The organism is Geovibrio sp. ADMFC3, from assembly GCF_054687035.1.
Window position 1 is genome coordinate 1,123,168 of record NZ_BAAFZG010000002.1, and the last position, 24,642, is coordinate 1,147,809.

The 24,642-nt window shown below is 42.8% G+C and carries 23 protein-coding genes; 10 read left to right on the top strand and 13 right to left on the bottom strand.

The window, feature by feature from the left end; genetic code table 11:
* Window positions 1-2: 2 nt before the first annotated feature.
* Together ACYRYY_RS05605 and ACYRYY_RS05610 are read right to left on the bottom strand one after the other, a co-directional pair.
* A complete protein-coding gene (locus ACYRYY_RS05605) occupies window positions 3-560 on the bottom strand; it encodes an HD domain-containing protein (protein ID WP_460214590.1) in 558 nt (185 codons plus the stop codon).
* 346 nt (window positions 561-906) lie between these two features.
* Window positions 907-1,518 (bottom strand): class I SAM-dependent methyltransferase, encoded by a 612-nt coding sequence (locus ACYRYY_RS05610; RefSeq protein WP_460214591.1) that lies wholly within the window; start codon window positions 1,516-1,518, stop codon window positions 907-909.
* 188 nt (window positions 1,519-1,706) lie between these two features.
* Here ACYRYY_RS05610 and ACYRYY_RS05615 point away from each other — a divergent pair, with 188 nt between their 5' ends.
* Entirely contained in the window at window positions 1,707-2,069 is a 363-nt protein-coding gene (locus tag ACYRYY_RS05615; RefSeq protein WP_460214593.1) for a hypothetical protein, read from the top strand.
* Window positions 2,070-2,150: 81 nt separating this feature from the next.
* Here the strand turns inward: ACYRYY_RS05615 and ACYRYY_RS05620 are convergent, their stop codons facing one another.
* From ACYRYY_RS05620 to hflX, 5 genes are all read right to left on the bottom strand, one after another.
* The gene (locus tag ACYRYY_RS05620) at window positions 2,151-2,609 is read right to left on the bottom strand and encodes a hypothetical protein (protein ID WP_460214595.1); all 459 of its coding nucleotides are present in this window, start codon (window positions 2,607-2,609) and stop codon (window positions 2,151-2,153) included.
* A 73-nt stretch (window positions 2,610-2,682) separates the two neighbouring features.
* Window positions 2,683-4,029 (bottom strand): HD-GYP domain-containing protein, encoded by a 1,347-nt coding sequence (locus ACYRYY_RS05625; protein ID WP_460214596.1) that lies wholly within the window; start codon window positions 4,027-4,029, stop codon window positions 2,683-2,685.
* Window positions 4,030-4,060: 31 nt separating this feature from the next.
* Entirely contained in the window at window positions 4,061-4,915 is an 855-nt protein-coding gene (locus tag ACYRYY_RS05630; RefSeq protein ID WP_460214597.1) for an NAD(P)-dependent oxidoreductase, read from the bottom strand.
* Window positions 4,916-4,960: 45 nt separating this feature from the next.
* A complete protein-coding gene (locus tag ACYRYY_RS05635; RefSeq protein WP_460214598.1) occupies window positions 4,961-5,302 on the bottom strand; it encodes a hypothetical protein in 342 nt (113 codons plus the stop codon).
* Complete coding sequence (gene hflX / locus ACYRYY_RS05640; protein WP_460214600.1) at window positions 5,277-6,929, bottom strand: GTPase HflX; 1,653 nt, start codon at window positions 6,927-6,929, stop codon at window positions 5,277-5,279. The genes ACYRYY_RS05635 and hflX overlap by 26 nt, the downstream gene beginning before the upstream one ends.
* A 248-nt stretch (window positions 6,930-7,177) precedes the next feature.
* Here hflX and ACYRYY_RS05645 point away from each other — a divergent pair, with 248 nt between their 5' ends.
* Window positions 7,178-7,654, top strand: coding sequence for a MarR family winged helix-turn-helix transcriptional regulator (locus ACYRYY_RS05645; RefSeq protein ID WP_460214601.1), 477 nt, complete (start codon window positions 7,178-7,180; stop codon window positions 7,652-7,654).
* On the opposite strand, the gene ACYRYY_RS05650 is transcribed toward ACYRYY_RS05645, so the two are convergent.
* Window positions 7,630-9,624 (bottom strand): PAS domain S-box protein, encoded by a 1,995-nt coding sequence (locus ACYRYY_RS05650; protein ID WP_460214602.1) that lies wholly within the window; start codon window positions 9,622-9,624, stop codon window positions 7,630-7,632. The two genes, ACYRYY_RS05645 and ACYRYY_RS05650, sit on opposite strands and share 25 nt — an antisense overlap.
* A 203-nt stretch (window positions 9,625-9,827) precedes the next feature.
* Here ACYRYY_RS05650 and ACYRYY_RS05655 point away from each other — a divergent pair, with 203 nt between their 5' ends.
* Window positions 9,828-10,853: a threonine aldolase family protein gene (locus ACYRYY_RS05655; RefSeq protein ID WP_460214603.1), complete on the top strand. Its 1,026-nt coding sequence runs from the start codon at window positions 9,828-9,830 to the stop codon at window positions 10,851-10,853.
* Window positions 10,854-10,925: 72 nt separating this feature from the next.
* Here the strand turns inward: ACYRYY_RS05655 and def are convergent, their stop codons facing one another.
* Both def and ACYRYY_RS05665 read right to left on the bottom strand, forming a co-directional pair.
* Window positions 10,926-11,429 (bottom strand): peptide deformylase, encoded by a 504-nt coding sequence (gene def, locus ACYRYY_RS05660; protein WP_460214604.1) that lies wholly within the window; start codon window positions 11,427-11,429, stop codon window positions 10,926-10,928.
* Window positions 11,430-11,432: 3 nt separating this feature from the next.
* A complete protein-coding gene (locus tag ACYRYY_RS05665) occupies window positions 11,433-11,975 on the bottom strand; it encodes a glycine cleavage system transcriptional repressor (RefSeq protein WP_460214605.1) in 543 nt (180 codons plus the stop codon).
* 164 nt (window positions 11,976-12,139) lie between these two features.
* On the opposite strand from ACYRYY_RS05665, the gene ACYRYY_RS05670 reads away from it, so the two are divergent.
* From ACYRYY_RS05670 to ACYRYY_RS05690, 5 genes are all read left to right on the top strand, one after another.
* Window positions 12,140-14,548, top strand: coding sequence for an ATP-dependent Clp protease ATP-binding subunit (locus tag ACYRYY_RS05670; RefSeq protein WP_460214606.1), 2,409 nt, complete (start codon window positions 12,140-12,142; stop codon window positions 14,546-14,548).
* Window positions 14,526-15,851: a 2-dehydropantoate 2-reductase gene (locus ACYRYY_RS05675; protein WP_460214608.1), complete on the top strand. Its 1,326-nt coding sequence runs from the start codon at window positions 14,526-14,528 to the stop codon at window positions 15,849-15,851. The genes ACYRYY_RS05670 and ACYRYY_RS05675 overlap by 23 nt, the downstream gene beginning before the upstream one ends.
* Window positions 15,852-15,861: 10 nt before the next feature.
* Window positions 15,862-16,548, top strand: coding sequence for a response regulator transcription factor (locus tag ACYRYY_RS05680; protein WP_460214610.1), 687 nt, complete (start codon window positions 15,862-15,864; stop codon window positions 16,546-16,548).
* A gap of 130 nt (window positions 16,549-16,678) precedes the next feature.
* Window positions 16,679-17,260, top strand: a complete 582-nt coding sequence (locus tag ACYRYY_RS05685; RefSeq protein ID WP_460214611.1) for a helix-turn-helix transcriptional regulator — start codon at window positions 16,679-16,681, stop codon at window positions 17,258-17,260.
* A 37-nt stretch (window positions 17,261-17,297) separates the two neighbouring features.
* On the top strand, window positions 17,298-18,548 hold the full coding sequence (locus tag ACYRYY_RS05690; RefSeq protein WP_460214613.1) for an HD-GYP domain-containing protein: 1,251 nt from the start codon (window positions 17,298-17,300) through the stop codon (window positions 18,546-18,548).
* 172 nt (window positions 18,549-18,720) lie between these two features.
* Here ACYRYY_RS05690 and ACYRYY_RS05695 read toward each other — a convergent pair whose 3' ends face one another.
* Together ACYRYY_RS05695 and ACYRYY_RS05700 are read right to left on the bottom strand one after the other, a co-directional pair.
* Window positions 18,721-19,131 (bottom strand): Fur family transcriptional regulator, encoded by a 411-nt coding sequence (locus ACYRYY_RS05695; RefSeq protein ID WP_460214615.1) that lies wholly within the window; start codon window positions 19,129-19,131, stop codon window positions 18,721-18,723.
* Window positions 19,132-19,517: 386 nt separating this feature from the next.
* Window positions 19,518-20,030 carry a peptidylprolyl isomerase gene (locus tag ACYRYY_RS05700; RefSeq protein ID WP_460216460.1) on the bottom strand — a complete coding sequence of 171 codons (513 nt, stop codon included), beginning with the start codon at window positions 20,028-20,030 and terminating at the stop codon, window positions 19,518-19,520.
* A 206-nt stretch (window positions 20,031-20,236) separates the two neighbouring features.
* On the opposite strand from ACYRYY_RS05700, the gene ACYRYY_RS05705 reads away from it, so the two are divergent.
* Window positions 20,237-21,184: a M23 family metallopeptidase gene (locus ACYRYY_RS05705; RefSeq protein ID WP_460214616.1), complete on the top strand. Its 948-nt coding sequence runs from the start codon at window positions 20,237-20,239 to the stop codon at window positions 21,182-21,184.
* 42 nt (window positions 21,185-21,226) lie between these two features.
* Window positions 21,227-21,649, top strand: coding sequence for a bacteriohemerythrin (locus ACYRYY_RS05710; protein WP_460214618.1), 423 nt, complete (start codon window positions 21,227-21,229; stop codon window positions 21,647-21,649).
* 294 nt (window positions 21,650-21,943) lie between these two features.
* On the opposite strand, the gene ACYRYY_RS05715 is transcribed toward ACYRYY_RS05710, so the two are convergent.
* Window positions 21,944-24,040, bottom strand: coding sequence for a hypothetical protein (locus ACYRYY_RS05715; protein ID WP_460214619.1), 2,097 nt, complete (start codon window positions 24,038-24,040; stop codon window positions 21,944-21,946).
* Between the last annotated feature and the right edge of the window lie 602 nt (window positions 24,041-24,642).

Sequence of the window (24,642 nt, forward strand, 5' to 3'; positions counted from 1 at the left end):
CATTAAAGCCCCAGGTCGTCTGAGATTTCGGAAAGTGCGTTTATGACAAAGCCGATATGCTCGTCAGCATCTATTCCAAGCTCTTCAATGCCCTTGGCGATGTCTTCTCTGTTTACTGCCCTTGCGAAGCTTTTATCTTTAAGCTTCTTTTTAACACTTTTTACTTCAACATTTGCGATCTTCCTGTCGGGGCGGACATAAGCACAGGCAAGAAGAAAGCCGCAAAGCTCATCCACTGCAAAAAGAGTTTTCTCCATCGGGGTTTCACGCTTTACGCCAGTGTGTTCCCCGTGGCTCATCACCGCACGGATAATATCATCCGCCCAGCCTCTTTCCTTTAGTATCTCACACCCTCTGAACGGATGATCCTCAAGGGTCGGGTAGAGTTCATAGTCAAAGTCGTGAACCAGCCCCGTTATTCCCCATTTTTCCTCATCACCGCCAAGCTTGCGGGCATATGCCCTCATTGCCTGTTCAACGGACAGAGCGTGCTTCAGCAAAGAGTCCGACTTGGTGTACTCCGTCAGAAGCGCATAGGCATTTTCTCTGTTCTGCTCCATTTTCTGCCTCACTATATCAGATAAAGCAAATTTTAAACCCATATGGAGCTTTCGGCAACTGTGTTATCGTTTTCAAACATGCAACGTTTTTGTTATTATCAAGAAAACCAAACATACCTATAAGAAATCTTGATAACTAAACAATGGATACCATTGTATTTTCAGCGGATCAACATTTATTTTCAGCTTATTAACAAATGTGATTTTTCAAAACACTTTGTCAGAAAATTCAAAAATAAAAAAAGCCCGCTTTGACGGGATCTTGTGTGAATACTATATGAACATAAAAAATTAACTTTTTTCTTAGTATATTAATCAAATAATACTGTTGCCGGGTGCGTAATGCTTATTTTTCAGCGCAGAGAAGAAAAACAGCGTAGTTGTTGACCTCTCCGTCACGCTCCTTAGCCGTATGGGCTGCAGTTTCAACAGAAATATTTCTGAAACCGCATTCTTCAGCCGCTTTTTTTATCTCCGCCTTATCAAATCCTGAATGATGTACTCCTGCGCCGTGGTCGTGGAAGCTCCCGTCCTCAGACTCAAGATCAGCCGCACAGAGGTGACCGCCTTTTTTGAGAGCCGCATATGCTTTTCGGAAAAATACACCTATGTCCTCAAGGTGATGAAGCATCATTCCGGTGGTAATCAGGTCATAATTTTCTGAAGGCAGTTCATCAGATACAACATCAAATTTCAGGGTTTCAACATTTATTCCTGTCTGCACCGCCTTTTCTTTAAGAGTTTCCAGCATCCCCTGAGAGCTGTCCGCACCGGTCAGCTTTCCTGCCCTGCCATGAAACTTCAGCAGAATCAAGCCTGTGCCCGTGCCGACATCAAGAACGGACATATATTTGTTAACATTAACTTTCTTCATAATGGCAGATGTTATATCCTCTGCCAGTTTCACTCTGCGTTCCTTTGCATCCCATGTGGGTGCGGCTTTGTCAAATTTATTCATAATTCACCCGTGTTTAATATTAAGTTTAATATGTTTTAGCATACAAACACCAAAAATGCACATTCCATGTCTTAAAGGATATATTTCACAGCATATTACTTAACAACTGCTTGACAGGCGTTCATTTCAGATGTATCCTTGACTTAAATTCATAACATCATTCTATTAATATTTCAGGTTTTACAGCAATGACTTTTAAAAAAATGACCACTAAACTGCATGATAAGCTTCTTGACGGTATTCATTTCCACACTACGGAACATGAACCGGAGACCCCGTTTTTCGATGCGGATAATATAAGAAAACTTCTTGATAAGGCAAGAACTTACGGCATTGATATTTTAGGAATAGAATGCTGGACAAGCAACCGGATGGACTATTTCACCACAGTCTGCCGTGATATTTATGTGGCTACCCACAAAGTACCGGAAAACCTCTGGGCGGACAAAGCCCTCACCGAAATCATGGACGAATACGGCGAAAAAGTGCTGGAAAAATTCCCCGATGACAAACCCCTATTCTCAGTTGAGTTCACCGGAACAGGGGAGTGATAACAAAAATGAGTTACGTGTTCTCAATCCTTAAACGCACAATAATAAAAATAGATTAACTTCTTGGACCCAAAGTTAATATCATTTAATATACTTATTAATTATATCCACAATAGATGCTGTTTTAAAAGTAATTACTCCTAAAAAAGAAAAATTTGGATCATTTGGATCAAGTTCTTTTGCTATCTCAAGAAGCTCCCTGTGATAAGCCATAAAGCTTATATGCAACCTTGTCCTTTTGACTTTGCTTATATGGTTCACTTTTTGATAAAAACTCATTAATTCTGTTATTTGACGAAAGAGCGTTAATTTAATCTGATCCTCGTCAATTTCCGTAATGCTTTTTGGTATATCTGCAATCTTTTCTTTAAGTTCTATTAGTAACCTATTATTTTCATCCTGTTTCTTAGCTTTTATTCTAAGTCGTTCAATCAAATAATTGCCAATTACTGTTATTCCACTGCCAACAAGAACGCCGACAAGAGTACCATTGAGCGTTGAGTCTTGAATCAATTTTACAGTGTACATCTGCTCTTCCATTTTTAACCTCCTTGATAATATAGGTTATTTATGAAATTGTACTAAAAATTAAAGTTATTATAAAATTAATTCCTCACTCCTCAAGGTAAAGCTCGATCCCCTTGTTCTGCATACTGTCCAGAAAGTTATTGAATGATTCCGCAGCGGCGCTCTGTGCTTTGTCCCGTTCGGTGTTTATCAGTTGGTAATTATCCTTCAGAACCCCCACAACACGGGCATCTATCTTGTTTTTCCGCACAAGCTCGTCAAGAACGCTGATAACCCCTTCTTTATCCATGCCTGCTCTGTACGGTCTGTCTTCAGTGAGTGCGGTAAAAATGTCCGACACCGCCATGATCCGGCAGCCAAGGTCAAGCCTGTCCCCTTTTACATGAAAAGGATAGCCGTTGCCGTCAAGGGTTTCATGATGAAATGATGCCCACTCCTTGATATTGTCAAAGATCTCGAAGCAGTTAAGGGCGTAATAGGTGTAATAGGTGTGCTTTTTGATCATCCTCTGCTCGCTCACATTCAGCGACCCGTTTTTATAAAGAACATCCGGCAGAACGGCAAGCTTACCCAAGTCATGCAGGTATCCGGCTATCTCCATATTACGGACAGACTCGGCGTCCATTCCGCACATTTCCGCAAGGATAGAGGCAGATTTTGCCACACCCGCTGAATGGGTGGATGTAAAGCTGCATCTGAAGTCAATAATCCGGCTGATCAGCTTTGAGATTTCAAGGATTTCCTCTGAACCAAGAACCAGAGTGTTAAAACGGTAGTCACGCTTGATAAGCCTGTATTTATCCGGTTCTTCAAGATTAAACCAGAAGGACTCCTTCTCTGCTATGTGCATAAAAGCGTCAACATGAGACGGCTTAAACCACCTGCCCTTCATGGACGCTATCTTTTCCATCACCACAGCTTTCTGCTCAAGTGCGCTTTTGTTTCTGTCGGTCATAATATCCACTCTGTCGGCAAGGTGGATTATCAGTGCGCCTTCCGGCAGCTTTGATCCCAAGTCGTACGAGGCTTTGCCATGGTTCCACTTTTCATGATGATAGCGGATCATCTGTGATATGTTGCCGAAGCAGTTCTGGTTTTTAAAAAGCAGGTGCCCCACATAGCCGTGACCGTACTCATGCCCGGCAAATTCGGGATTGGCAAGCTCCTTAAACTCTTTTTCCGCAACGACACCTATGTCGTGTAAAGCGGCAGCGGCAACTACGTCATTAACATCCGTTTCCGGCAGCCCGCATTCCCTTGCTATCACGCCTGCGATAAATGCAACCCTTTGGTGATGGCTGTTTATGAAAGGATTCACCAGATCCACAACTCTTGAGAGCCCCATAACCAAATCAAGGCGTGAAATCACATAGGAAGTTATGTATTCTCCGTAGTTTTTGCTTTTCATCATCTGACCTTCTTTAAGCGACATAGCAACACCGTTATTCAGAATTTAATAAAAATCAGCCGCCGCTGAAAATTTTATATATTGCGGAAAAGTCCTCATCTGCAATTCCTTTGCGGAACATTTCACCGTAAAGCTCTTTAACAATTGAACCGGTATAAAGAGGCGTATGGAGTTCGTGGGCAAGGGACTGCAAATATCCCATATCTTTAAAAATGCAGGCACCGGAGAACTGAGCGGAAAACTCGCTGTTTTTAATTTTGTCTTTTTTTGCATCCATTACAAGTGATTTACCCGCACCCTCTGCAAGAATATCAAGGAGTTCTCCCTTGTCTATTCCGGCTTTTTCACCCAAAGCAGCAGCTTCGGCTATGGAAGCGCAGAAAACCCCAAGAAGCATATTATTAATCACCTTTACTTTGGACGCTGCTCCCTCTTTTTCAAGATAGCATGTTTTTCTGCCTATGGCATCAAGCACCGGACGTGCCTTTTCATAAGCCGCCGCAGAGCCGGAAGCAAGCACCACAAGCTGCCCCTTTGAGGCCGGCACTGTGCTGCCGAGAACAGGAGCTTCAAGGTACATTCCGCCCATTGACTCCACCTCATCATAAAGCTGGAACACATCACCGAAATGATTGGTGCTGGTGTCTATTATCAGCTTGCCTTCCATATCCGCAGAGAGAATCCCGTTCTCCATCCAAAGCACATCAAGGACAGCGGAAGTATCAAAAAGATTCAGAACGGTTATATCAGCCGCTGATACCACTGCAGCAGGACTAAGCACAATTTCAGCTCCCAGCCCTTCGCATTTCTCAAGGGTTCTGTTCCAGATAACAAGCTCAAAGCCCTGCTCGATCAGCCTTTTTGCCATTGCTGTACCAAGATTGCCCAGTCCTATAAACCCGATCTTCATATACTCCTCCGAACCCCGCTGTGAGGGGGTGTTATAACTAAGATGCTACTTTATGCTTACCTCACGCTCTTCACGGAGGATACGCCATCTGCCGTCCTCAAAAACAAGTCTGCTTTTGCTGAAAAAGCTTAAAATTTTGCCGTCTTTTGAAAAATATTCTATAAAAGACACCTCGGCAAATTTGCCTTTCTGCTTTTCTTTAACAATATTCAGTCCGGCATGTGTGCTTTCGGCTGTCATTTCCGCAAAGCGTCCGCAGAATGACTCAATGTCAGGGAAAAAACGTTTAAGCTCGCTGTTTTCGGAGTAAAGGTCATATATTCCGCCGCCATTCCCTTCGGCGTATAGTCTGGCTCTGTGCTCAATAATCTGTTTCGGCGTCATCATTAAAATAAGTCTCCACAGGTATGTCACGCCCTTTACCCTTTGTAAAAAGAGAGAAGCGTATGCGTTCAAGAAGCACACGGAACGTTTTTCTGTCAAGAGCGGAAATATACACTGCATCAGGTCTGGAATTCTTTATTTCCATAAGGCTGTGCAGCCTCGCATCCGCGAACATTGTGTCGGGCAGTACATCATTAAGCACAAACTCCCTCTCCTCCTGCGGCAGAAGATCCGTTTTGTTCAGAACAGTAATCATCTTTTTGTCTGTGAGTTCCAGTTCAGCCAGAACAGCTTCGACAGAGCGGATGTGGTTCATAAAGCCGTGGTTTGATATATCCACCACATGCACCAGCAGATCAGCTTCGTTAAGCTCTTCAAGAGTAGATTTAAAAGCTCCCTTAAGATTATCCGGCAAGTCACGGATAAAACCTACCGTATCAGTTATGATAACATCCCGCTCTTCGGGAAATCGTATCCTCTTTGAGCTTGTATCGAGGGTTGCAAACATCAAATCATCCGAATAGACCTCACTCTGAGTCAGGTTATTCAGAAGAGTCGATTTGCCGGCGTTTGTATAACCCACTATAGAGACAATAGGCAGACCGCCTCTGTTTCTGCGGCTTCTCTGCACTGTTCTGTTCTGCTCAATCTTTTCAAGCTTTTTTGAAAGAAAGGCTATACGGTCATTAATACGCCGTTTATCTATTTCAAGTTTGGTTTCACCGGGTCCTCGTCCGCCTATCCCCCCTGTCAGCCTTGAAAGTGCATCATCTCTGCCGGAAAGCCTCGGCAGAATATATTTAAGCTGGGCAAGCTCCACCCTGATTTTTCCTTCATTTGATTTGGCACGGCGGGCAAATATATCCAGAATAAGCTGTGTACGGTCAATCACTTTAAGCTCCGTAAACTCCGAAACCGCTCTGGACTGAGCCGGAGAAAGCGGGTTATCAAACACGATGAAATCGGCTCCGGTCTGCAAGGTACGGATCACCACCTCTTTGAGCCTGCCCGGACCCATTACATATTTTGGATGAATCTGCGGCTTTATCTGTGTGTATATCTCAAGCACGTCCATCCCTGCGCTTTCCGTAAGCTCTTTAAGCTCTGCCATATGCTCTTCCGCCTCATGCTTCCTGCGGTATGAACCCACAAGTATGGCGGAATGAGCGTTCTTAACCCTGAAAAGAGTTTTGGTTTTATCCTCAATCTCTTTTTCCAGAGCCGTTATAAATTCATAATAATCTGTATTCTGTCTATGCGGATCAGTATCACCCAGAAACCCGAACATATCCTGACTGTCCGGCGGAAGAAGATAAGCAGTCTGCATACTCATGGGTATGCCTCTGCTGTCTCCGTGAAGCACTGTTATGGAGTCAAGACGCAGCAGAGCAAGGTCCGTGAGGTCGTCATCGGTAAGATCCTCCCCGCCCGTATGAGTATGAACAAGCCGCAGTCCACGAAGCCCGCCGGGGGTTATTCGGTATCTGCTCAGTACAGGAATAACAATTTCCGATGAACCGCCTATAATAACGTACTGCACTGTATTTGTTCTGTCGAAAAGAACCGCAGTCTGTCTGCCTGTCTCAGCGGAAAGCTCGCAGAGAGCCCTTGCGAATTCGGGTGAAACCACGGAGAATGATGATGACTTTCTGTTGTAAAGTTTTTCCAGACGTTTAATCTGCTGCGGGCGGAGCCCTTCAAGGTGACCGAATACTTCTATTGGATGCCTCCGTTTTTTTTAAGTCTGCTATTTTATACTTCTGCAAGAAGTTTTGCAATATTTGCCGTGATAACTAAACTGGCAATCCGATTGTCATTTTTTATTGTTATTTTAAAAATTACGTTTATTATATTTCCTTAACCAATTCGGAGGCATGAATGATTTCAGGCAATATGACAAACGACAAGAAAACCGAAATTATCCTTGATTTTGTAGTTGAAGCAGCACGGGCATTCGGAATAATTCAGGAAGCGGGGAAAAAAATAGGGGCTGTGAGCGAAACAGGCAAAAGGATCTGGGCTTTGCTGAGAATTCTTAAGCTGTATGGTCCGCAGACTGTTCCGCAGATAGCTAAAATGCGCTCCGTTTCCAGACAGTATATACAGAGACTCGCCAATGATATAGTGGATGAAGGATACGCAGAATACAGCAAAAACCCGGGACACAAGCGTTCCCAGTTTCTCAAAATCACCCCCAAGGGTGAGGAACTTTACAGCGAGGTTTATGACGCAATGAGAGAAAACGTTGATCCCGTTGCGCCGAGATTCAACGAAGAGGATCTCGCATCAGCTGACAGAGTCCTGAAATCTCTGATATATGAGCTTGAACATTATTTAGGAAAGTCGAAAAAATAAGCGAAGCCGTTTTTTCCGCCGTGTTTCACATCATACATGGCGGAATCAGCTTTGCTGACCAGTTCATCAATGTTGCTTCCGTCATCGGGAATAATGCTTATCCCTATGCTGGCTCCGATCACCTGAGCGTCACCGCATCCCTTGTAGGGACGTGAAATCATTTCTATTATTCTTCTGGCAACAGCTCCGGCTTTTTCTCTGTTCTCTATTTTGCTTAATATAACAAGGAATTCATCCCCGCCTATCCGGCATGCAGTATCCGCTGTGCGTATACTTGTGAGTATGCGTCTTGATGTTTCCTTCAGCACCTCATCCCCGACCTTATGCCCGAAACTGTCATTCACATGCTTAAACCCATCAAGATCAATGAAAAGCAGCGCCGCCATCTCCCCGTATCTATGGGTTCTTTCCAGAACGCTTTCGAGCCTGTCTCTCATAAGAAACCTGTTCGGCAGACCGGTGAGGATATCGTGCATTGCCATGTGACGTATCTTTTCCTCACGGAGTTTTTTATCAGTGATGTTCTCTTTCACCGCCACATAAAAAAGCAGGTTCCCTTTATTGCACTTCACAGGGGTTATTGTGGAAAGCTCCCAGAATATATCACCGTATTTTCCTCTGCTGCAAAGCTCGCCGCTCCATGTTTCACCGGAGAGTATAGTCTCCCAGAGGTTTTTATAATATTCCTGCGGATGTATTTCTGATTTAAGAATATTTACATTCTTCCCCGTGACCTCTTTTGAGCTGTATCCTGTTATTTCGCAAAAAGCAGGGTTCACATATTCGATGTGCCCTGATGAATCTGTAATAACAACAGAGACCGGGCTCTGCTCCACAACAAGAGAAAGCTTCATTATCTCTTCAGAGCGTTTTTTCTCTTCCGTAATATTTCTGAAAACACTCTGTACAGCCATCCCGCCGCCGCTTTCATAAGACTGGCTGGACATTTTTACTGTTATCTGTTTGCCTTTGTTGTTTATCAGTGTCCTTTCAAAACCCACAACAGGTCTGCCTTTGCTGATCATTTCTCTGGTGAAAGTGTTAACATTTTCTCTTTCATTCTCTGGAACAAAAGATAACATATTGACACCTAAAGCTTCTTCCGGTTTTTCATAACCTAAGATCTCTGCCCCGGCAGGGTTTATATAAGTAATATTCATATTTTCATGGACAACTATACCCATAGGGGAAAGCTCAGTAAGACGCCGGTATTTGTTTTCGCTTTTTTCAAGAAGTCTGCGTGTTTTGGTTATCTCAGTGCAGTCCTCAAGAGTACAGACTATACCGGTGACCTTACCTGTGGCATCCCTGCTGAGTGATGCGCTGACATTCACATAACCAACCCCGTCATCTTTCCAGGAGCAAAAAAGCTCACCGTAAAATGCGTTACCGTTTTTAAGAAGCAAGTCAAACGGACAAACATAATCATAGAGAACACAGTTGTCCCCAACGAGCTTACCGGCGAAAAAATCTTTGATACACCTGTTAAACCAGTTTTTGCGGTTATCAAGAACCAGCATTTCACTTGCGGAGGAGTTAGCAAACTTTATTCTAAGTTCCGTGTCTAAAATAACAACACCGGAAGGGAGATGCTCTGTAACTGTTTCAAGAATATCCGGAAGATCCGCAGAACCGTATTCGGTGTTGATGCTTTCTGTTATATCAGTACCAACACACAAAAACTTCCCTTCGCCTTTGTTCATGGGTATTCTTGTAAAACGGTATGTACGGGTATTGTTCTCTGAATCGGAAAGAGTTATGCTTCTGGTGGAAACATAGGAAGGTGAGAGGGAGTCGGAAATATCTGAAGAGAATCTGCCGCAAAACTCACTTCCGTAGACAGATAAAAATTTCTCTGCTTCCTTGTTGACATAAAGGAAACATCTGTTTTTATCAGTTACAATCACGATGCTGTCGGAATCAGTAAGAATACCGAAATCAGTCAATCCTGAACTGAAATTTGTTTTCATCTGCCACCCTGGCTATGCATTGTGTCTATCAATAATGGTTATAGTTCCATAGGGATATAGTGATCCAATTTAACTATTTATGCAAGGAAATATTGTAAAGACAGATCGAAAATACCAATAAAGTAGGATAACAGATAAAAAATACAGGTTGACATGTTATTTTCTAAAACAATAAAATATCATCTCTAATAAGGAGTTATATAATGTATTCAGGTTTTTTCAGTGATAACTGCGCAGGAGTGCTTCCGGAGATAATGAACTCGTTAATATCTGAAAACAATGGGTTTTCACGACCTTATGGTCATGATCAGACAACAGAAGAGGCAAAAAAAATTCTCAAAAAACACCTTGGGGATGCAGAAGTTAACTTCATGCTAACAGGAACAGGGGCAAATGTTGCGCTTATTGCTTCTGTTCTCAGACCTTTTCAAGGAGTGATATGCACTGACACAGGTCACATCAATGTTGACGAATGTGGGGCTCCGGAGAGATTCACCTCATGCAAACTTCTCACTGTTCCGTCTTATAACGGGAAACTGACTCCTGATGACATAACCAGATACGCCCACTGTATGGGTTTTGAGCATAATGTCCAGCCGGCTATGGTTTCTATATCGCAGGCAACAGAAGCAGGCAGCCTGTATACGGTTGATGAAGTAAAAGAAATAGCACGTATAACCCATGAGAACAGTATGTATCTGCACATGGACGGCGCAAGAATAATCAATGCTGCATGCGCCATGAACAAAACTATAGGTCAGATCACCGGTGAGCTGGGTGTTGATATTCTCAGCCTCGGAGGAACAAAGGCAGGGATGATGTTCGGCGAGGCAGCCGTCTTCTTTAATAAGCAGTTAGCCAAAGATTTCAAATATATACGCAAGCAGTCCATGCAGCTTCTTTCCAAGTTCCGCTTTGTGGCGGCACAGTTTAAAAGAATGTTTGAGGATGATCTCTGGTTTCGTGCGGCAAGCCACGCCAACAGCATGGCGGCGTATCTGGGCAGGGAGCTTGAGAGCATCGAAGGAGTAAAACTCAGCAGCACACCGGAGGTCAACGCAGTTTTCGTACAGATTCCACGCAAGGCGATTGATAAAATCATAAACGAGTTCGGCTTTTACATCTGGAATGAGAAAATAAACGAAATACGCCTCATGACCAACTTTGCCACCGACAAAAAAGATATAGACGCATTTATCAGCAGACTGAAGGAAATAATGAAAAAGTAGTGCGGAATGCCCCGGGCAACCCCGGGGCGGTTTTTTTATGTACATGCTCACGGCAGAGTGAACCTGCCGTTCTTATTTGTATTTTTTTCGTCTGAACAGGTCTGTTCTTCGTGAGATCACACGGTCTATAAAAAGAACACCGTCAAGATGGTCGGACTCATGCTGAATGAGGATCGCCTCGAAACCTTCGGTCTCAATCACTTTCTCCTCCAGATTTTCATCATGATACTGCACAAGAATTTTCCTTGCCCTGTTAACGTTGCCTGTGTAATCCGGCACGCTCATACACCCTTCCCTGAAAGGGGTTATTCCTTCCCACTTCAGGATCACCGGATTGATAAGCACCTGTTTGCCGTGGTTCTGCTCACACTTGGGGTTCTTACCCGGATCTATTGCTATTATCCTGTAAAGTTCGCCTATCTGCGGCGCCGCTATCCCCACTGAATGCGAGGACGAATCCATTGTATCTTTCAGGTCTTCTATAACCTGTTTAATCTTATCGTTCAGCTCCGTCACATCCTCTGAAATCTCTTTCAGAACCGGATCAGGGTAAACCAGAACTTCTCTGACTGCCATATATTACAACTCGTATGTTTCAATCTGTCTGACGTGAATGTCTGTTCCAAGCTCTTTGGAAATTTCCTTCAGTCTGTCGGTCCATGTTTTGTCGGGGAAATATTCCGGCAGAACAACTTCCAGAACCATTATATAAATCGGGTTTTTTTCCTTTCCCGCAACTTTGGTCTGGAGGTCAATGATATTTATACCTGTTTCAGAAAGGTACGAAGCCACTTTATGAACTATTCCCGGCTTGTCGGAGCCGTAAACAGAAATAATGTAATGATCTCCGGCAGGCGCCTGCTCTGTTTCTGTCATGCTCTGAACCTTCACGGAAACGCCTTTTTTCTCCAGAAGCCCTTCAAAAAGCTCTTTAACTTCACATTCGCCCATGGGTTCCTCGTGGCTCACTATAAAAATAGCAGCAAAAAAACCCTGAAGCAGTGTGGAGCTTGAATCTTCGATATTAAAATTATTCTCAAGGAGAACTTTTGTTACATCAGCCACGATACCGGGTCTGTCTCCCGCAACGAGCATGAGTGAAAAAAGGTTTGCCTTTCCCATAGATGCACCCCGTTATTACTAATGACTTATTATGCTTTCACCTGAATATTTGTCAACGGACTTTTTTGCTCCCAAATAACATCCGAACCATATTAGTATTGAAAAGAAGTGTTTAAAGACCATATAATTATAAACATACATTTAAACAAAGGGGGCAGAAACACATGTTTGATCTCTTCACTGACAGAGCAAGGCGGGTGATACTCTACTCCAGAGAAGCTGCCGAAAAGCTCCTCCAGATATCGATAGATACTGAACATATCCTTATGGGACTCCTCAGGGAGAAAACCGGAGTCGCCGCTGATATCTTCAATAAGCGGGGGCTGGATACGAATGTCCTGATAAATGACATTAAAAAAATGAGCGTTCAGGGCAGAAACCTGATGATAAAAGGCAGCCTGCCGTTCAGCCCTATGGGTAAAACTGTGCTTGAAGCTGCTGTTGAGGAAGCACGTCTGCTTGAAAGCAAATATATCAACACCGAACACATACTTCTGGGTCTGCTCCGTGAGCGCAGAGGCAAGGCCTACATGCTCCTTAGCAAGCTGGGCTTCGAGCTTGCCCCGGTACGAGAGGAAATACGTGCCCTCTCCTCCACAAAAACCCAAGGAACATCAGTTGCAACCCCCACTCTGGACGAATTCGGGCGGGATCTCACTGAGCTTGCCAAGGAAGGAAAGCTTGACCCCGTGATAGGAAGAAGCGGAGAAATAGAAAGACTGATCCAGATCCTATGCAGAAGAATAAAGAACAATGCCGTAATCATAGGTGAGCCCGGTGTGGGTAAAACTGCCATTGTTGAAGGACTTGCCAGAGAAATGGTCTCCTCCGGAATACCGGAATTTCTTAAGAATAAGCGCCTGATATCTCTGGAACTGGGCAGCCTTGTCGCAGGCACAAAGTACAGAGGTCAGTTTGAAGAAAGAATGAAAAACCTGATCAAAGAGATAGAACAGGCTACAAATATCATCGTCTTCATTGATGAGATACATACCATAGTCGGCGCAGGTGCGGCGGAAGGCTCAATCGATGCCTCAAATATGCTTAAACCGGCTCTCGCAAGAGGTTCTTTCCAGTGTATCGGTGCTACAACCCTCACTGAATACCGCAAACATTTTGAAAAAGACGGCGCTCTGAACAGACGCTTTCAGACCATATCCGTAAATCCGCCCAACTCAGATGAGACCATTGAGATCCTCGGCGGAATAAGGAAATATTATGAAGACTTCCACAAGGTCTATATACCCGATGATGTACTCAAGGAAACAGTTTACCTGACAGACAGATACGTCACAGATAAATTTCAGCCGGACAAAAGTATAGACGTAATAGATGAAGCATGCTCAAAGCTGAAACTCAGCGTTAATATCCTCCCTGATAACCTCAAGGAAGTAAAAAACAAGCTTGACGCTGCCATGGATAAGCGCAACAGACTCATAGCCGACAATGACTTTGACTCTGTGGAGAAAGTTACCAAAGATATTGACCGTCTCGGCGGTAAACTCCGCAATCTCATGGGTGAATGGACTCAGGAGCTTGACCTCAACTGGCCCTCACTGGACAAAGACAAAGTGTCCGAAGTTGTTGCGATGATGACCGGAATCCCTGTCCAGAAGCTTAGGGAAGACCAGATGGAACGCATCGCAAACGTCGGAAAAGACATAAAGAAATTTGTTATAGGTCAGGATGAGGCAGTTGATGCCCTCGCACGCTCCATAAAGCGCAGTTTCGCAGGGCTCAATAATCCCGACCGTCCTCTCGGTTCTTTTATATTTCTGGGTCCCACAGGCGTGGGCAAAACAGAAGTTGCAAAACGTCTGGCAGAGATAGTTTTCGGTTCGGCAGGCTCACTCATACGGATTGATATGAGCGAATTTATGGAAAAGTTCAACGTCTCCCGTCTTGTGGGCGCTCCTCCCGGATATGTGGGATACGAAGAGGGGGGCAAGCTCACCGAACAGGTACGCAGAAAACCTTACTCCGTGGTGCTTTTTGATGAAATAGAAAAGGCACACCCGGAGGTAATGAATATCCTTCTTCAGATTCTGGATGAAGGGCATATACATGACAGCTTCGGGCACATGGTGAATTTTAAGAATACCGTAATCATCATGACATCCAACCTCGGCACAAAGCTTACGCTGGATTCACGCTCAATGGGCTTCAGCACATCTGAAGATAAAGTGAGCTTTGAGATAGATTACGGCAAATTTAAATCAAACGCTTTCCGTGAGCTGAGAGATCGCTTCTCACCGGAATTTCTCAACAGGGTGGACAATCACATTGTGTTCAAACCACTTGGGAAAGAAGAGCTTTTCAAAATCATCGATCTTCAGGTTGAGGAAATCAACCAGAGGCTTGAAAAACATGAGAAAACTGTCGCCCTCAATGAGGAAGTTAAGGAGTTTCTCCTTGAACAGGACTATAACTTCAACTACGGCGCAAGACCCATCAAGCGTCTGCTCCAGACACATGTTGAAGATAATCTGTCCGACATACTCATATCGGGCAGATACAAAAAACGCAAAAATCTCAAGGCGGTTTTAAAGGATGGACAAATCACTTTCAAATAAACGCATTGCCATAGTGGGAGCCGGTGCTATCGGCTGCTATTATGGTGCATTTTTTATAAAAGCAGGCATAAATACAGAACTTATCGCAAGGGGAACGCACCTGAAAGCTATGCAGGAAACAGGTGTCCTCAGCTTTAAGAGCAGAATTCACGGAGATTTTACTGTTCCGGTGAAGGCTGCGGGAGAACTTACCGGCGAATATGATATAATAATATTCGCTGTTAAATCACAGGACACGGAAACAGTCTGCGCCGGCGCTGTTAAGCACCTGAAAAAAGACGGATACGCCATTTCCTTTCAAAACGGTGTGGAAAACCCGGCAGTTCTTGAAAAATATTTCGGTAAGGATCGTGTGCTTGCAGCCAGTCTTTACATCGGAGTATGGATAGAGTCACCGGGAGTGCTTAAACATTCAGCATTCGGAACAATAACTTTCGGTGCATTCAGCAAAGAAAGCAAATCAAAAGAAGCTGATTTTGAGGCTATCCTTGCTGAATCGGGGCTTAAATATAACGCTGCAGAAAACATCAAATATATTCTCTGGAAAAAACTTGTCTGGAACATAGCCTACAACCCTCTTTCAGCCCTTCTGGAAAGCAGATGCGGGAAGATGGCAAAAGACCCCGAAGTTTTTGACATGATGGTGAAGATGGTTAAGGAAACTCTGGCAGCAGCAGAGACAGAGGGAGTCATAATCCCTGAATCCGAATGGATGCCTCTGATCGCCCATAATGATAACCTTGACGACTACAAAACAAGTATGCTGATAGATATACAGAAAAACAGGACGCCGGAGATTGACGGCATACTTATGCCTGTTATAAGCCGTCTGGAAGCTGCAGGTAAAAGCGCCCCGTACTGCGAAACAGTTTACAAGTCACTCAAGTTTAAATACGGCAAAACTTTTGTATATACTCCCCGTGTTGCTGCGGATGTCATAGTGAGAAACGGAAACTCCGTACTTCTTGTCGAAAGAAAGTACGAACCGAAAGGGTGGGCAATTCCCGGCGGCTTTGTGGAGTACGGAGAAAAAATTGAAGACGCCGCCTTGCGAGAGCTTCAGGAAGAGACAGGAATAAAAGCCTCTGATATAAGCCTCCTCGGCATATACTCCGACCCATCAAGGGATAAACGGGGGCATGTGGCTTCCGCTGTTTATTACACCGAATCAGACAGTGAACCGGTTGCAGGAGACGATGCCAAAACTGCACAGTTTTATTCTCTTGACTCCCTGCCCGCGGATCTGGCGTTTGATCATGCGGAAATACTGGCAGACTACGTAAGGATTAAGCCTAAAAAGTGATAGCTGTAATATGAATGAGCTTGATAATAAACTCAAAAAACATTCTGTTCTTTACGCAGAGGATGATGAAGGGATACGCAAAAGCTATGAGATGATACTCAGAAAGCTTTGCGGTCCCCTCCGCTGTGCGGCTGACGGCAACGAGGCATTCAGCCTCTATTCAGAAAAAAAGCCGGACATCCTCATAGCCGATATAAAAATGCCGTATATTGACGGATTGCAGCTTATTAAGAAAATACGCAATGTAGACAAAGATATACGTATCCTTATGACAACAGCATACACAGATGAACAGTACACCTTACAGGCAATTGAGCTTGATATAAGCCGTTATCTGGTTAAGCCTGTAATGCTTGAGAATCTGAAGAGAGCGCTTTACAAATGTGTCCGTGAAATAGAGGACAGAAACCCCGAGCAGATTTGCTTTGAAAACGGACTTGTCTATAACATCCCTCTGAAAAACATTACATCAGTTAACGGGGAAATTGCCCTCACCAATATAGAGTCACGGATACTCGAAATCCTTATAGAAAACAGAGGGAGAATAGTCCGCTACGAAAAGTTTGAAACAGAAATCTGGCGCAACGAATACATGTCAAAAGAAACACTCCGCAGCCATATTAAATTCCTTCGCAAGAAAGTAGGAAATGACAGCATTAAAAGCGCTAAAGGTCTGGGTTACTTCATTAATTTCTAAATACTAGCCATTCTAATCTTTTATCCGTAATCAGTCTGATTTTCCTTCACGATATTTTCACGCCCACATGATAAACCATATTTATAGTGATTTTTTAAGACACTCTAAGCATTACCGGACTGAGGTTAGGATGAAAAACTATCTTGTTATCAGCAACAACACCATTCATCTCGAATGGATAAACGAAATACTGACTATTCAGGGGAATAAATGCCTCACGCTGCGTTACGATGAAAAGGAAAAACTGGCAAATACCGAAAACACATTTAAGCCTGATTTTGTTATTTTTGATATCTTTTCAAGCAACTTTGATGAGGACTGTATACGCCCTTTTCTGGATGAGGAAAATTCTGTAACTGTTATGCTCCTCACCTCTAAAAGCAATCCATTCCAGAAATACTATTTCAAAAAATACGGTATAATCAATTTTCTCTACATTGAAAATGACGTACACTCATTCACCGAAGCACTGAAAGGTGTTAAACCCAGAAAGCGCATGAAACCATGGCCGAAGACTGTTCTTCTGCTTACAGTGCGGGAATACGAAATTCTTCGTCACATTGCAGGCGGAAAAACAAGCAAAGAGATTGCAAAGCAGCTTCAAATAAGTAAAAATACTGTGGATACGCACAGAAACAAAATGCTGCAAAAGCTTAAGCTCTCCAACTCCACCGCTTTGGTGAACTACGCCATCAAGTCAGGTTTAATCTGAAGCAGGAGAAAACAGAGGCTCTCATACGGGTGACTAAGTGAAAAAAATTCCTTTATCCGAAATTCAGAAAGGAATGATAATCTCCAGACTGGACAAACAGGGTGTACACTTTCCCCACTACGGGCAAGTGATCACAAATTTAGATTTCATTGATAATCTGAGAGAACAGGGTGTCGTTCATGTTTATCTTGCAGATGAAGAAACGAAACAGACCCTGTTTCCATTTGAAAACTTCGGATTGGCGAAAAAAGATTCTCTGCGCCCACCATGCAGAAAACCTGAAGACGAAACGACTGATGATGAGAATATGCGTCCGGGAGTTTTTTCTCCGGGAAATAACCTCATGTTCGCACGGAAGATCCGCCAACGTGCCCGCAATAATGTTAAATCCATCTTTGACAGAATCATAGCCGGTGATAAACCGGATCTTGATACAGCAAAATCAGTTGCGGACGAATTTGTCAGCACATGCCTGTATAAAAATGAAGTATTTATGAATATGCTTCTGGTAAAAGAAACACTCGAATGCGAAGTAAACCATGCAATCAATGTAAGTATTCTTTCAATAGCTTTAGGCAGAAGACTCGGTTTGCCCACATATGAGCTTGAGAACCTTGGTCTCGCCGGTCTCCTGCATGATGTCGGCATGCTTACCATGCCTGAATATGTTTACAGGGAGTCCTCATCCCTTTCCGATTCCGAATTCAAAACCCTGATGAGCCATTCTGAAAAGGGCTTTGAAATGCTAAAACAATGCGGCGGACTTAACGAAACAGTCCTTCAGGCGGTATTGCAGCACCATGAAAAAGCCAACGGTACAGGATACCCCGAAGGTCTTCTTGAAAGACAAATAACAAAGAATGCCAAAATTATTTCTATAGCAGATACTTACGATACAATCACTTCAGACCGTCCCTACAGCAAAGGACGTTCGCCCGTTCAGGCAATCAAAATGATATTCGGATGGTCAGGCAAGCACTTCAATGAAACTCTGGTTAAATTTTTTGTAAGCCTGCTTGGCGTATATCCGGTCGGCACAATCCTCCGGCTTGAGACAAACGAAGTCGGCATAGTCTATGAGGTTTCAAGAGGAAGCTCAACGAAGCCAAAAATACTTGTGATTATTGATGAAAACGGTCAGGAGGTTGAACCCTTCCCCGTTGATCTGAACAACAGAAATATTCTTACAGGACAGCCTCTTAAGGCTATAAAAGAAACTCTTACCCCTGATCAGATAACCACTGACATATTCAGCGTATTGGAAAAATATCTTTTCAACGGGAACTGAAAGAACTGCGGCGGTGCAAAAATGCTCCGCAGAGACCAATACAGAGAAAGTAATTATAATTACAATAACGGAAATTTTATGAACTATTCTTCGGGCAGGTTTTCATATCAATACGAGAAGCAGAAAACAACCTCCCGAAAAGACAGGGAACCGAAAGGTTCCCTTCTTTATTTTAAGAGTTCATTCCGGAGCAGTTTCTGCATGTGCCTTTGATCATAACACCGACAGAGTCCACATATTTTCCGTATTTTTCATAGAAAAACTTTTTAAGTTCATAAGGATCAGTTTCAAGATCTTCCACGTAACCGCATTTTGAGCATACATAATGAACGTGGTCGCCAATATTGATTTCATAAACAGGCTTCGCACCTTCAATAGGTATCTCTTTAAGGAGACCTTCCTCAACAAGAAGATTAACATTTTTATATATAGTTGCCAGAGAAACGGAAGGGGAAACAGCCTTCACAAGCTTATGGAGCTCGTCAATGCATACATGCCCTTTACCTCTGATCTCACTGAGCAGAAGCATCCTCTGAGGTGTAACCTTGAGGTTTTTCGACCTGAGTGATTCTTCAAAATTCATATTACTGCTCCTCTACCTTTCAGTCAGCTGTAACTGGCTTTTATATTCAAACTAATTATGTCTTCAATTACAAATATATTTCAACTAAAAATAATAATTCTTTAGTTCTTCACAATACTTTTTTAAAAGCCTGCAACAGCCTGTTCTTGTAAAATACTGAGAACAAATAACTTTTAGCTTAATTTCGATATTTCTAAAAGAAAAAAAATACTACCTGATAAGCTGTTCAATATTATTTTTTATATTATGATCCGCTATTTGTCCATAGAAATATCTAGAGAATGCTCATCACATGATAAAAATTACAACTTAATAAGGGCTTAAAATATTAACAAATTTAAATAAAAATGCTCTTCTCCGTCAAAAACGGAAAAGAGCATGTGCCGTTACTTTTTTATAATTTTTACTGATTTTATAACAATTGGCTTCTGCGGGACATCGCTACCGAAATATCCGCTGCTTCCGGTGGGTATTTTAGCCATTTCGTCCACGACTTCCATACCTTTTGTCACCTTGCCGAATACTGCATAACCCCAGCCCTGAGGAGTTTCAGATACATAGTCAAGGAAATAGTTGTCAACATAGTTTATAAAAAACTGTGACGTGGCCGAATGAGGATTATTTGTTCTTGCCATTGCGATTGTTCCACGCTCATTTTTTAAACCATTTGATGCCTCATTTCTGATAGGTTCGCCTCCGTCCTTATCCTCAAGGTCTTCGGTATATCCTCCGCCCTGAGCCATGAATCCGGGAATAACTCTGTGGAAAACAGTACCTTCGTAAAACCCTGATTCAACATAGGAAAGAAAGTTTTTTACCGTTTCAGGCGCTTCCTTGTCAAAAAGCTCAACCTCAAAATCTCCAAGATTTGTACTGAATACTACTTTTGTGTTTTTCATATTAACCTCTTCTGTTTTGTCAGCCTCTTTCCGGGTGCTGCAACCGAATATGAGTACAGCAGCCAGCAGAAAAATGAGTTTATGCCGCATAAAAACCCCGTTTTTTTTATTTAAGTATAAATAATAGCTTGTATCTTTCAGGAATTCTAATATTTTCTGCAAATGTGACGATTATTTAATAAGTGATTACACCGGAAGGTGATTTTGTGGGAAATAAGAAAACCGTTATTATTTTGAGCCCTGACAGCAATGAACCGGTAAAGAGTTTTTCATTTACCGGACGTATGTTAAAAGTCTGTATTATTGGAGCAGTTATTTTTGTTGCAGCTTCGGCAGCCGTTTTTACAGTTTTATTTGACTTCACCGTGGACAGGTCACACTTTCTCCAGTGGAAAAAAGAAAACGACCGACTGACGAAACAGATAAAAAAGTATGAACCAGTGATTGCTGAACTTCAGCAAAAATCATCAGCTCTTGACTCCACGCAGGGAAGACTACTTGGCACTGCTTCTCTCGCTGGGCTGCAGGTTTCTGACCCTCAGCCAGAGGGGGGGATCGAAAGCTCTCAGCCATATGAAATTGCGGATGATATTTATCAGAATAATGCACTGAATCATATGACAGACTTTCTGCGAAAAGAGCTTGATACTCGTATATCAAGCATAAACGGGCTGGCTAACCTGATAGAAGAACAGGAGTTTCTTTTACAGTCAACACCGTCGGGCTCACCTACTGAAGGCTGGATCTCAAGCAAATTTGATTACCGTTTTTCTCCGTTTACAGGAAGGCTTGTATTTCACGAAGGAATAGATATTGCATCTCCATTCGGCTCTCCTGTGCGTGCAACCGCAAAAGGGATTGTGATTTTCTCCGGTTATAAATACGGCTACGGCTACCTTGTTACCATCGACCACGGTTACGGATTTGTCACAAGATATGGACATAACAGCAGACTGACTGTTGATGAAGGTCAGGTTGTGCAGCGTGGAGAAAGAATTGCACTTGTAGGTTCAACCGGACACAGCACCGGTCCGCATGTACATTATGAGGTTCTGATTAACGGTATTCCTGTCAACCCGATTAATTTCATGTTTAATACCTCATCAGACAAAAAAAAGAAAAATATCAGATACGTCAAGAATGAATATAATTGATTTTAACCTCTTATAACCATATGTTATCTTAGAGGTTATGACATGCGTATTGAATGGACAAGCTACATACAGACTAACAATGAACTCCTTGATTCCCAGCATAAAGAACTGTTCAGCAGAATGAACAGATACTTTGAATGCACTGAATGTAATTCGACTCATCAGGAATTAATTGATACGCTCAACTATCTTGTTGAATACGTCAAAACTCATTTCAAAACCGAAGACGATATAATGACTGAAATTGAGTACACACGGCAAAAGGAACACAGAAGATCACACCGTGAGCTTACCGAAAGACTTGTGGAAATATATAAAGAACTTATAGACAACGGCGCATCGGATGAACTGCATGATAAATTGGCAAGATTGTGTCAGGTGTGGTACGTGGCGCATATAAATGATTTTGACAAGCGGCTTGCTTCTTACATCAAGGCTTATAACAGAGCGCACAACAACGTCTAGCCTGTCTAATCTGCCCGCAACCAGTCTCTTTCCCAGCTAATCTCTTTCTGCATACTAAACGAATGGTATTCGCCTTCGCTGCACACGGTGTTGTCCCATCCATGGGACAAAAAAAGCGGAGCCGAAGCTCTCACTTGATAACATCAAACTGTACATCCAGTCAGTTTGATGTACACGCTCACGCCGAATAATATTCGCCTTCGCTGCACACGGTGTTGTCCCATCCACGGGACAAAAAAAGCGGAGCCGAAGCTCCGCTTTAATTTAATTTGGTTTTGTACTTATGATGCAGTCTTAGTTAGGGCGAGTGAGGCCTGTGAGGTCTCCGCCAAGATCATCAATTGCATCATACATAAGCTGTCTGGCAAACTTACTGTTGTGAGCCCAAGCTGCGGGTTCTTCATACATAAAGTTTTTCCATACCGAGCCTGCTTTAGCAAGCTGGTTTGTGCCTATTTCAGAGTCTGCTGCACGAGCTGTAAGGATAAACTTAAGCCTGTTTTCAGGTGTATCTGCATCAAGATCTGCAGGATCGACTGCTGCAAGTATTGCTGCATGGTTAGTTTGAACTTCCGTAAGTATTGTGTCAAACAGTCTATCACCATAAGTCTGAACTCTTGCTTCAAGTACATCAGTATCATAGAGTCCGCCTGAACCGTGGCAGCTTACGCAAGTTGTTCCTGTTTTCGTTATGATAGCTTCAGCAGTGTGAACTTCGTGGCAGCTTGTACAATCAAGTTTACCGCCGAAATCTGCACTTATTGTAAGGTGTTCGAACTGTTCAGCATATGTATTAGTACCATAGGTTACATGCATTTCAGACTTTCCGCCGAAGAGTGTAGCAAATACAGGTGCATAGTGGATATAGTTAATATCATAAACCCTAGTAGCCGTATCAGCACCAACCTTAACGCCATCTCTGCCTTTATGGCACTCGAAGCATACCTGAGCATTGCCGAGTTCAGCAGCAGTTACAGTAGCACCGCTCTGGAATTCAAACACATGGTCTGCAGGGAATGTTCTTCTGGCAGTAATGTCAAAACCTTCAGTAGTGTTCACAGGATCGTGGCATGTTACGCAGCCAAGAGCATGGAAAGGTTTAGTAGTATCAGGCTCACTGCCTACAGTCATACTAACTATACCAGAACCGCCGTGGCAGGGTTCACAACCATTAATAGGATCTCTGTAGTTAAACGGCTGAGCAAGGTAGTTACCGTGAGTTTTGCCGAAACCAGTAGCAAATTCTATTGCTTCGGCTTCTTCAGCACCTACAACTTTATTTGCAGAGTGAACATCGTGGCAGTCAGAGCAAGCTGTAGCAGAACCAGGGTTCACGCTGTAGCCCTCAACAGCAACGCCATTGAATGAACCGGCAAAGTGTGTGTCTGCGATAGTTCTTGTTGAACGTGAAGCATGATAGTCAAGATCGTCTTCATTTGCTGTAACGTCGTCATAACCTGCTGCAAGTTCGTATTCGATCATATAATCATCGTATCCGTGAGCATTGGGGTATGCAACGCCAGTGTATTCAAGTGAAACCATGTGGCATGCAGTACAAAGGTTGAACTGCTGAGAGAATACAACTTTTTCAACATCAGTACCACCGTTGTCAAATGTCTCTACAGTATCTGTAGCACGAAGTTCAAATGTGTGATCATCGTGGCATGTTGAGCATGTTTTCTGAGAGAATTCGTCAAGAGCGGGAGCTACGAACGTATCAGCAAGATCGCCTTTATTTTTAGCAATAGCTCTTACACCTGTGTTACGGGCAACAAAACCTTCATTGCTGTGACAAGCCGAGCAGCTGCCGCTTCTTGCAGAGCCAGAGTGCCCACCGCTTTCAAACCTTTCGGTTATCATATCTGCATAAGGATGGTGGGGAATATGGCTGTCAGGAAGTGTAGCGTGGCATGTTCCACACTGTTCAGTACCGGGTTTTGAAAATTCAGGTTTGTATTTTCCGGGAGCGGAAATATGGTTGCTTGCTTTGCCGTGACAAGCTTCACAGCTTACTGCAGCAAGTCCGCCAGCAGGAATATCTGCTGAATCAAGATAGCCTTCAAACCAGATACCCTCATTAAGTGGATCATGGCATGCTGTACAACCATCACCAACATCAGCACTGCTCACATGGGTACTGTGCGTAACATGTTTGCTTGCGATATGCTCTTCTAATGTTTTACCATTGTGGCATGTAATACAGGCATTAGCACCTGCGTAGTCATTTGATGCAGATGTGTCATTGTCAATAGTGTCAATGACATCATCGACAATACCGCCAACATCTGGGTTTGCTCCATCTTTTCCGTCGGAGCCGTCTGAACCGCAGCCGACAGCAACGAACATGCTAAGTAATGTTACCATTACAAGCAATAAAAGCCTTTTTGACATAAACTTTCCTCCTTTAATTTTATGCCCCTTATTCAAAGCCCTTTTCTCCTTCAAGAAGGATTAAGGACTATAACGCCATAGTCAAACGATGTTTCAATTTTTTAGACTCTGTTAATAAACTAAATATCTATACGATATTACTCACGTTATCGAAGTATAGCAAAAAAAAATGATTTGTCAAAATGAACTTAACTCTTGATCCTAATAAAATTTACATTAGCTTTACCGCCTTCATTTTTCTATATTTTGAATACTAACGAATCTTGTTAGTTATTACTAATACGGCATAAATATTTATCATATCACTTGTATATGAATTTCTTAATATTTGCATAATCTCCCACAAGAACAGTAGGAGTTTAATAATACTTAACCATATTATTAATGACGAAACATAGAAACAAAGAAATATTGGTAATGCCAAGGTAAAGATTATTAATAAAATAAATTAACATCGGTTTATTTTAGCTTGATAAAAATTTTCCATTTACTATTGATAAATAAGACATATTAAGTCACTAGGATATGCTGATAAATTAAGTTTCTATTGAAAAAAGACATCGTTTTCAACTCTGTTATAAAATTTTACCGATATATTACCA

Bases quoted from the DNA above. Each gene is read 5' to 3' on its own strand.
- ACYRYY_RS05605 (WP_460214590.1), bottom strand. From the start codon at position 560: ATGGAGCAGAACAGAGAAAATGCCTATGCGCTTCTGACGGAGTACACC.
- ACYRYY_RS05610 (WP_460214591.1), bottom strand. From the start codon at position 1,518: ATGAATAAATTTGACAAAGCCGCACCCACATGGGATGCAAAGGAACGC.
- ACYRYY_RS05615 (WP_460214593.1), top strand. From the start codon at position 1,707: ATGACTTTTAAAAAAATGACCACTAAACTGCATGATAAGCTTCTTGAC.
- ACYRYY_RS05620 (WP_460214595.1), bottom strand. From the start codon at position 2,609: ATGGAAGAGCAGATGTACACTGTAAAATTGATTCAAGACTCAACGCTC.
- ACYRYY_RS05625 (WP_460214596.1), bottom strand. From the start codon at position 4,029: ATGTCGCTTAAAGAAGGTCAGATGATGAAAAGCAAAAACTACGGAGAA.
- ACYRYY_RS05630 (WP_460214597.1), bottom strand. From the start codon at position 4,915: ATGAAGATCGGGTTTATAGGACTGGGCAATCTTGGTACAGCAATGGCA.
- ACYRYY_RS05635 (WP_460214598.1), bottom strand. From the start codon at position 5,302: ATGATGACGCCGAAACAGATTATTGAGCACAGAGCCAGACTATACGCC.
- ACYRYY_RS05645 (WP_460214601.1), top strand. From the start codon at position 7,178: ATGATTTCAGGCAATATGACAAACGACAAGAAAACCGAAATTATCCTT.
- ACYRYY_RS05650 (WP_460214602.1), bottom strand. From the start codon at position 9,624: ATGAAAACAAATTTCAGTTCAGGATTGACTGATTTCGGTATTCTTACT.
- ACYRYY_RS05655 (WP_460214603.1), top strand. From the start codon at position 9,828: ATGTATTCAGGTTTTTTCAGTGATAACTGCGCAGGAGTGCTTCCGGAG.
- def (WP_460214604.1), bottom strand. From the start codon at position 11,429: ATGGCAGTCAGAGAAGTTCTGGTTTACCCTGATCCGGTTCTGAAAGAG.
- ACYRYY_RS05665 (WP_460214605.1), bottom strand. From the start codon at position 11,975: ATGGGAAAGGCAAACCTTTTTTCACTCATGCTCGTTGCGGGAGACAGA.
- ACYRYY_RS05670 (WP_460214606.1), top strand. From the start codon at position 12,140: ATGTTTGATCTCTTCACTGACAGAGCAAGGCGGGTGATACTCTACTCC.
- ACYRYY_RS05675 (WP_460214608.1), top strand. From the start codon at position 14,526: ATGGACAAATCACTTTCAAATAAACGCATTGCCATAGTGGGAGCCGGT.
- ACYRYY_RS05680 (WP_460214610.1), top strand. From the start codon at position 15,862: ATGAATGAGCTTGATAATAAACTCAAAAAACATTCTGTTCTTTACGCA.
- ACYRYY_RS05685 (WP_460214611.1), top strand. From the start codon at position 16,679: ATGAAAAACTATCTTGTTATCAGCAACAACACCATTCATCTCGAATGG.
- ACYRYY_RS05695 (WP_460214615.1), bottom strand. From the start codon at position 19,131: ATGAATTTTGAAGAATCACTCAGGTCGAAAAACCTCAAGGTTACACCT.
- ACYRYY_RS05700 (WP_460216460.1), bottom strand. From the start codon at position 20,030: ATGAAAAACACAAAAGTAGTATTCAGTACAAATCTTGGAGATTTTGAG.
- ACYRYY_RS05710 (WP_460214618.1), top strand. From the start codon at position 21,227: ATGCGTATTGAATGGACAAGCTACATACAGACTAACAATGAACTCCTT.
- ACYRYY_RS05715 (WP_460214619.1), bottom strand. From the start codon at position 24,040: ATGTCAAAAAGGCTTTTATTGCTTGTAATGGTAACATTACTTAGCATG.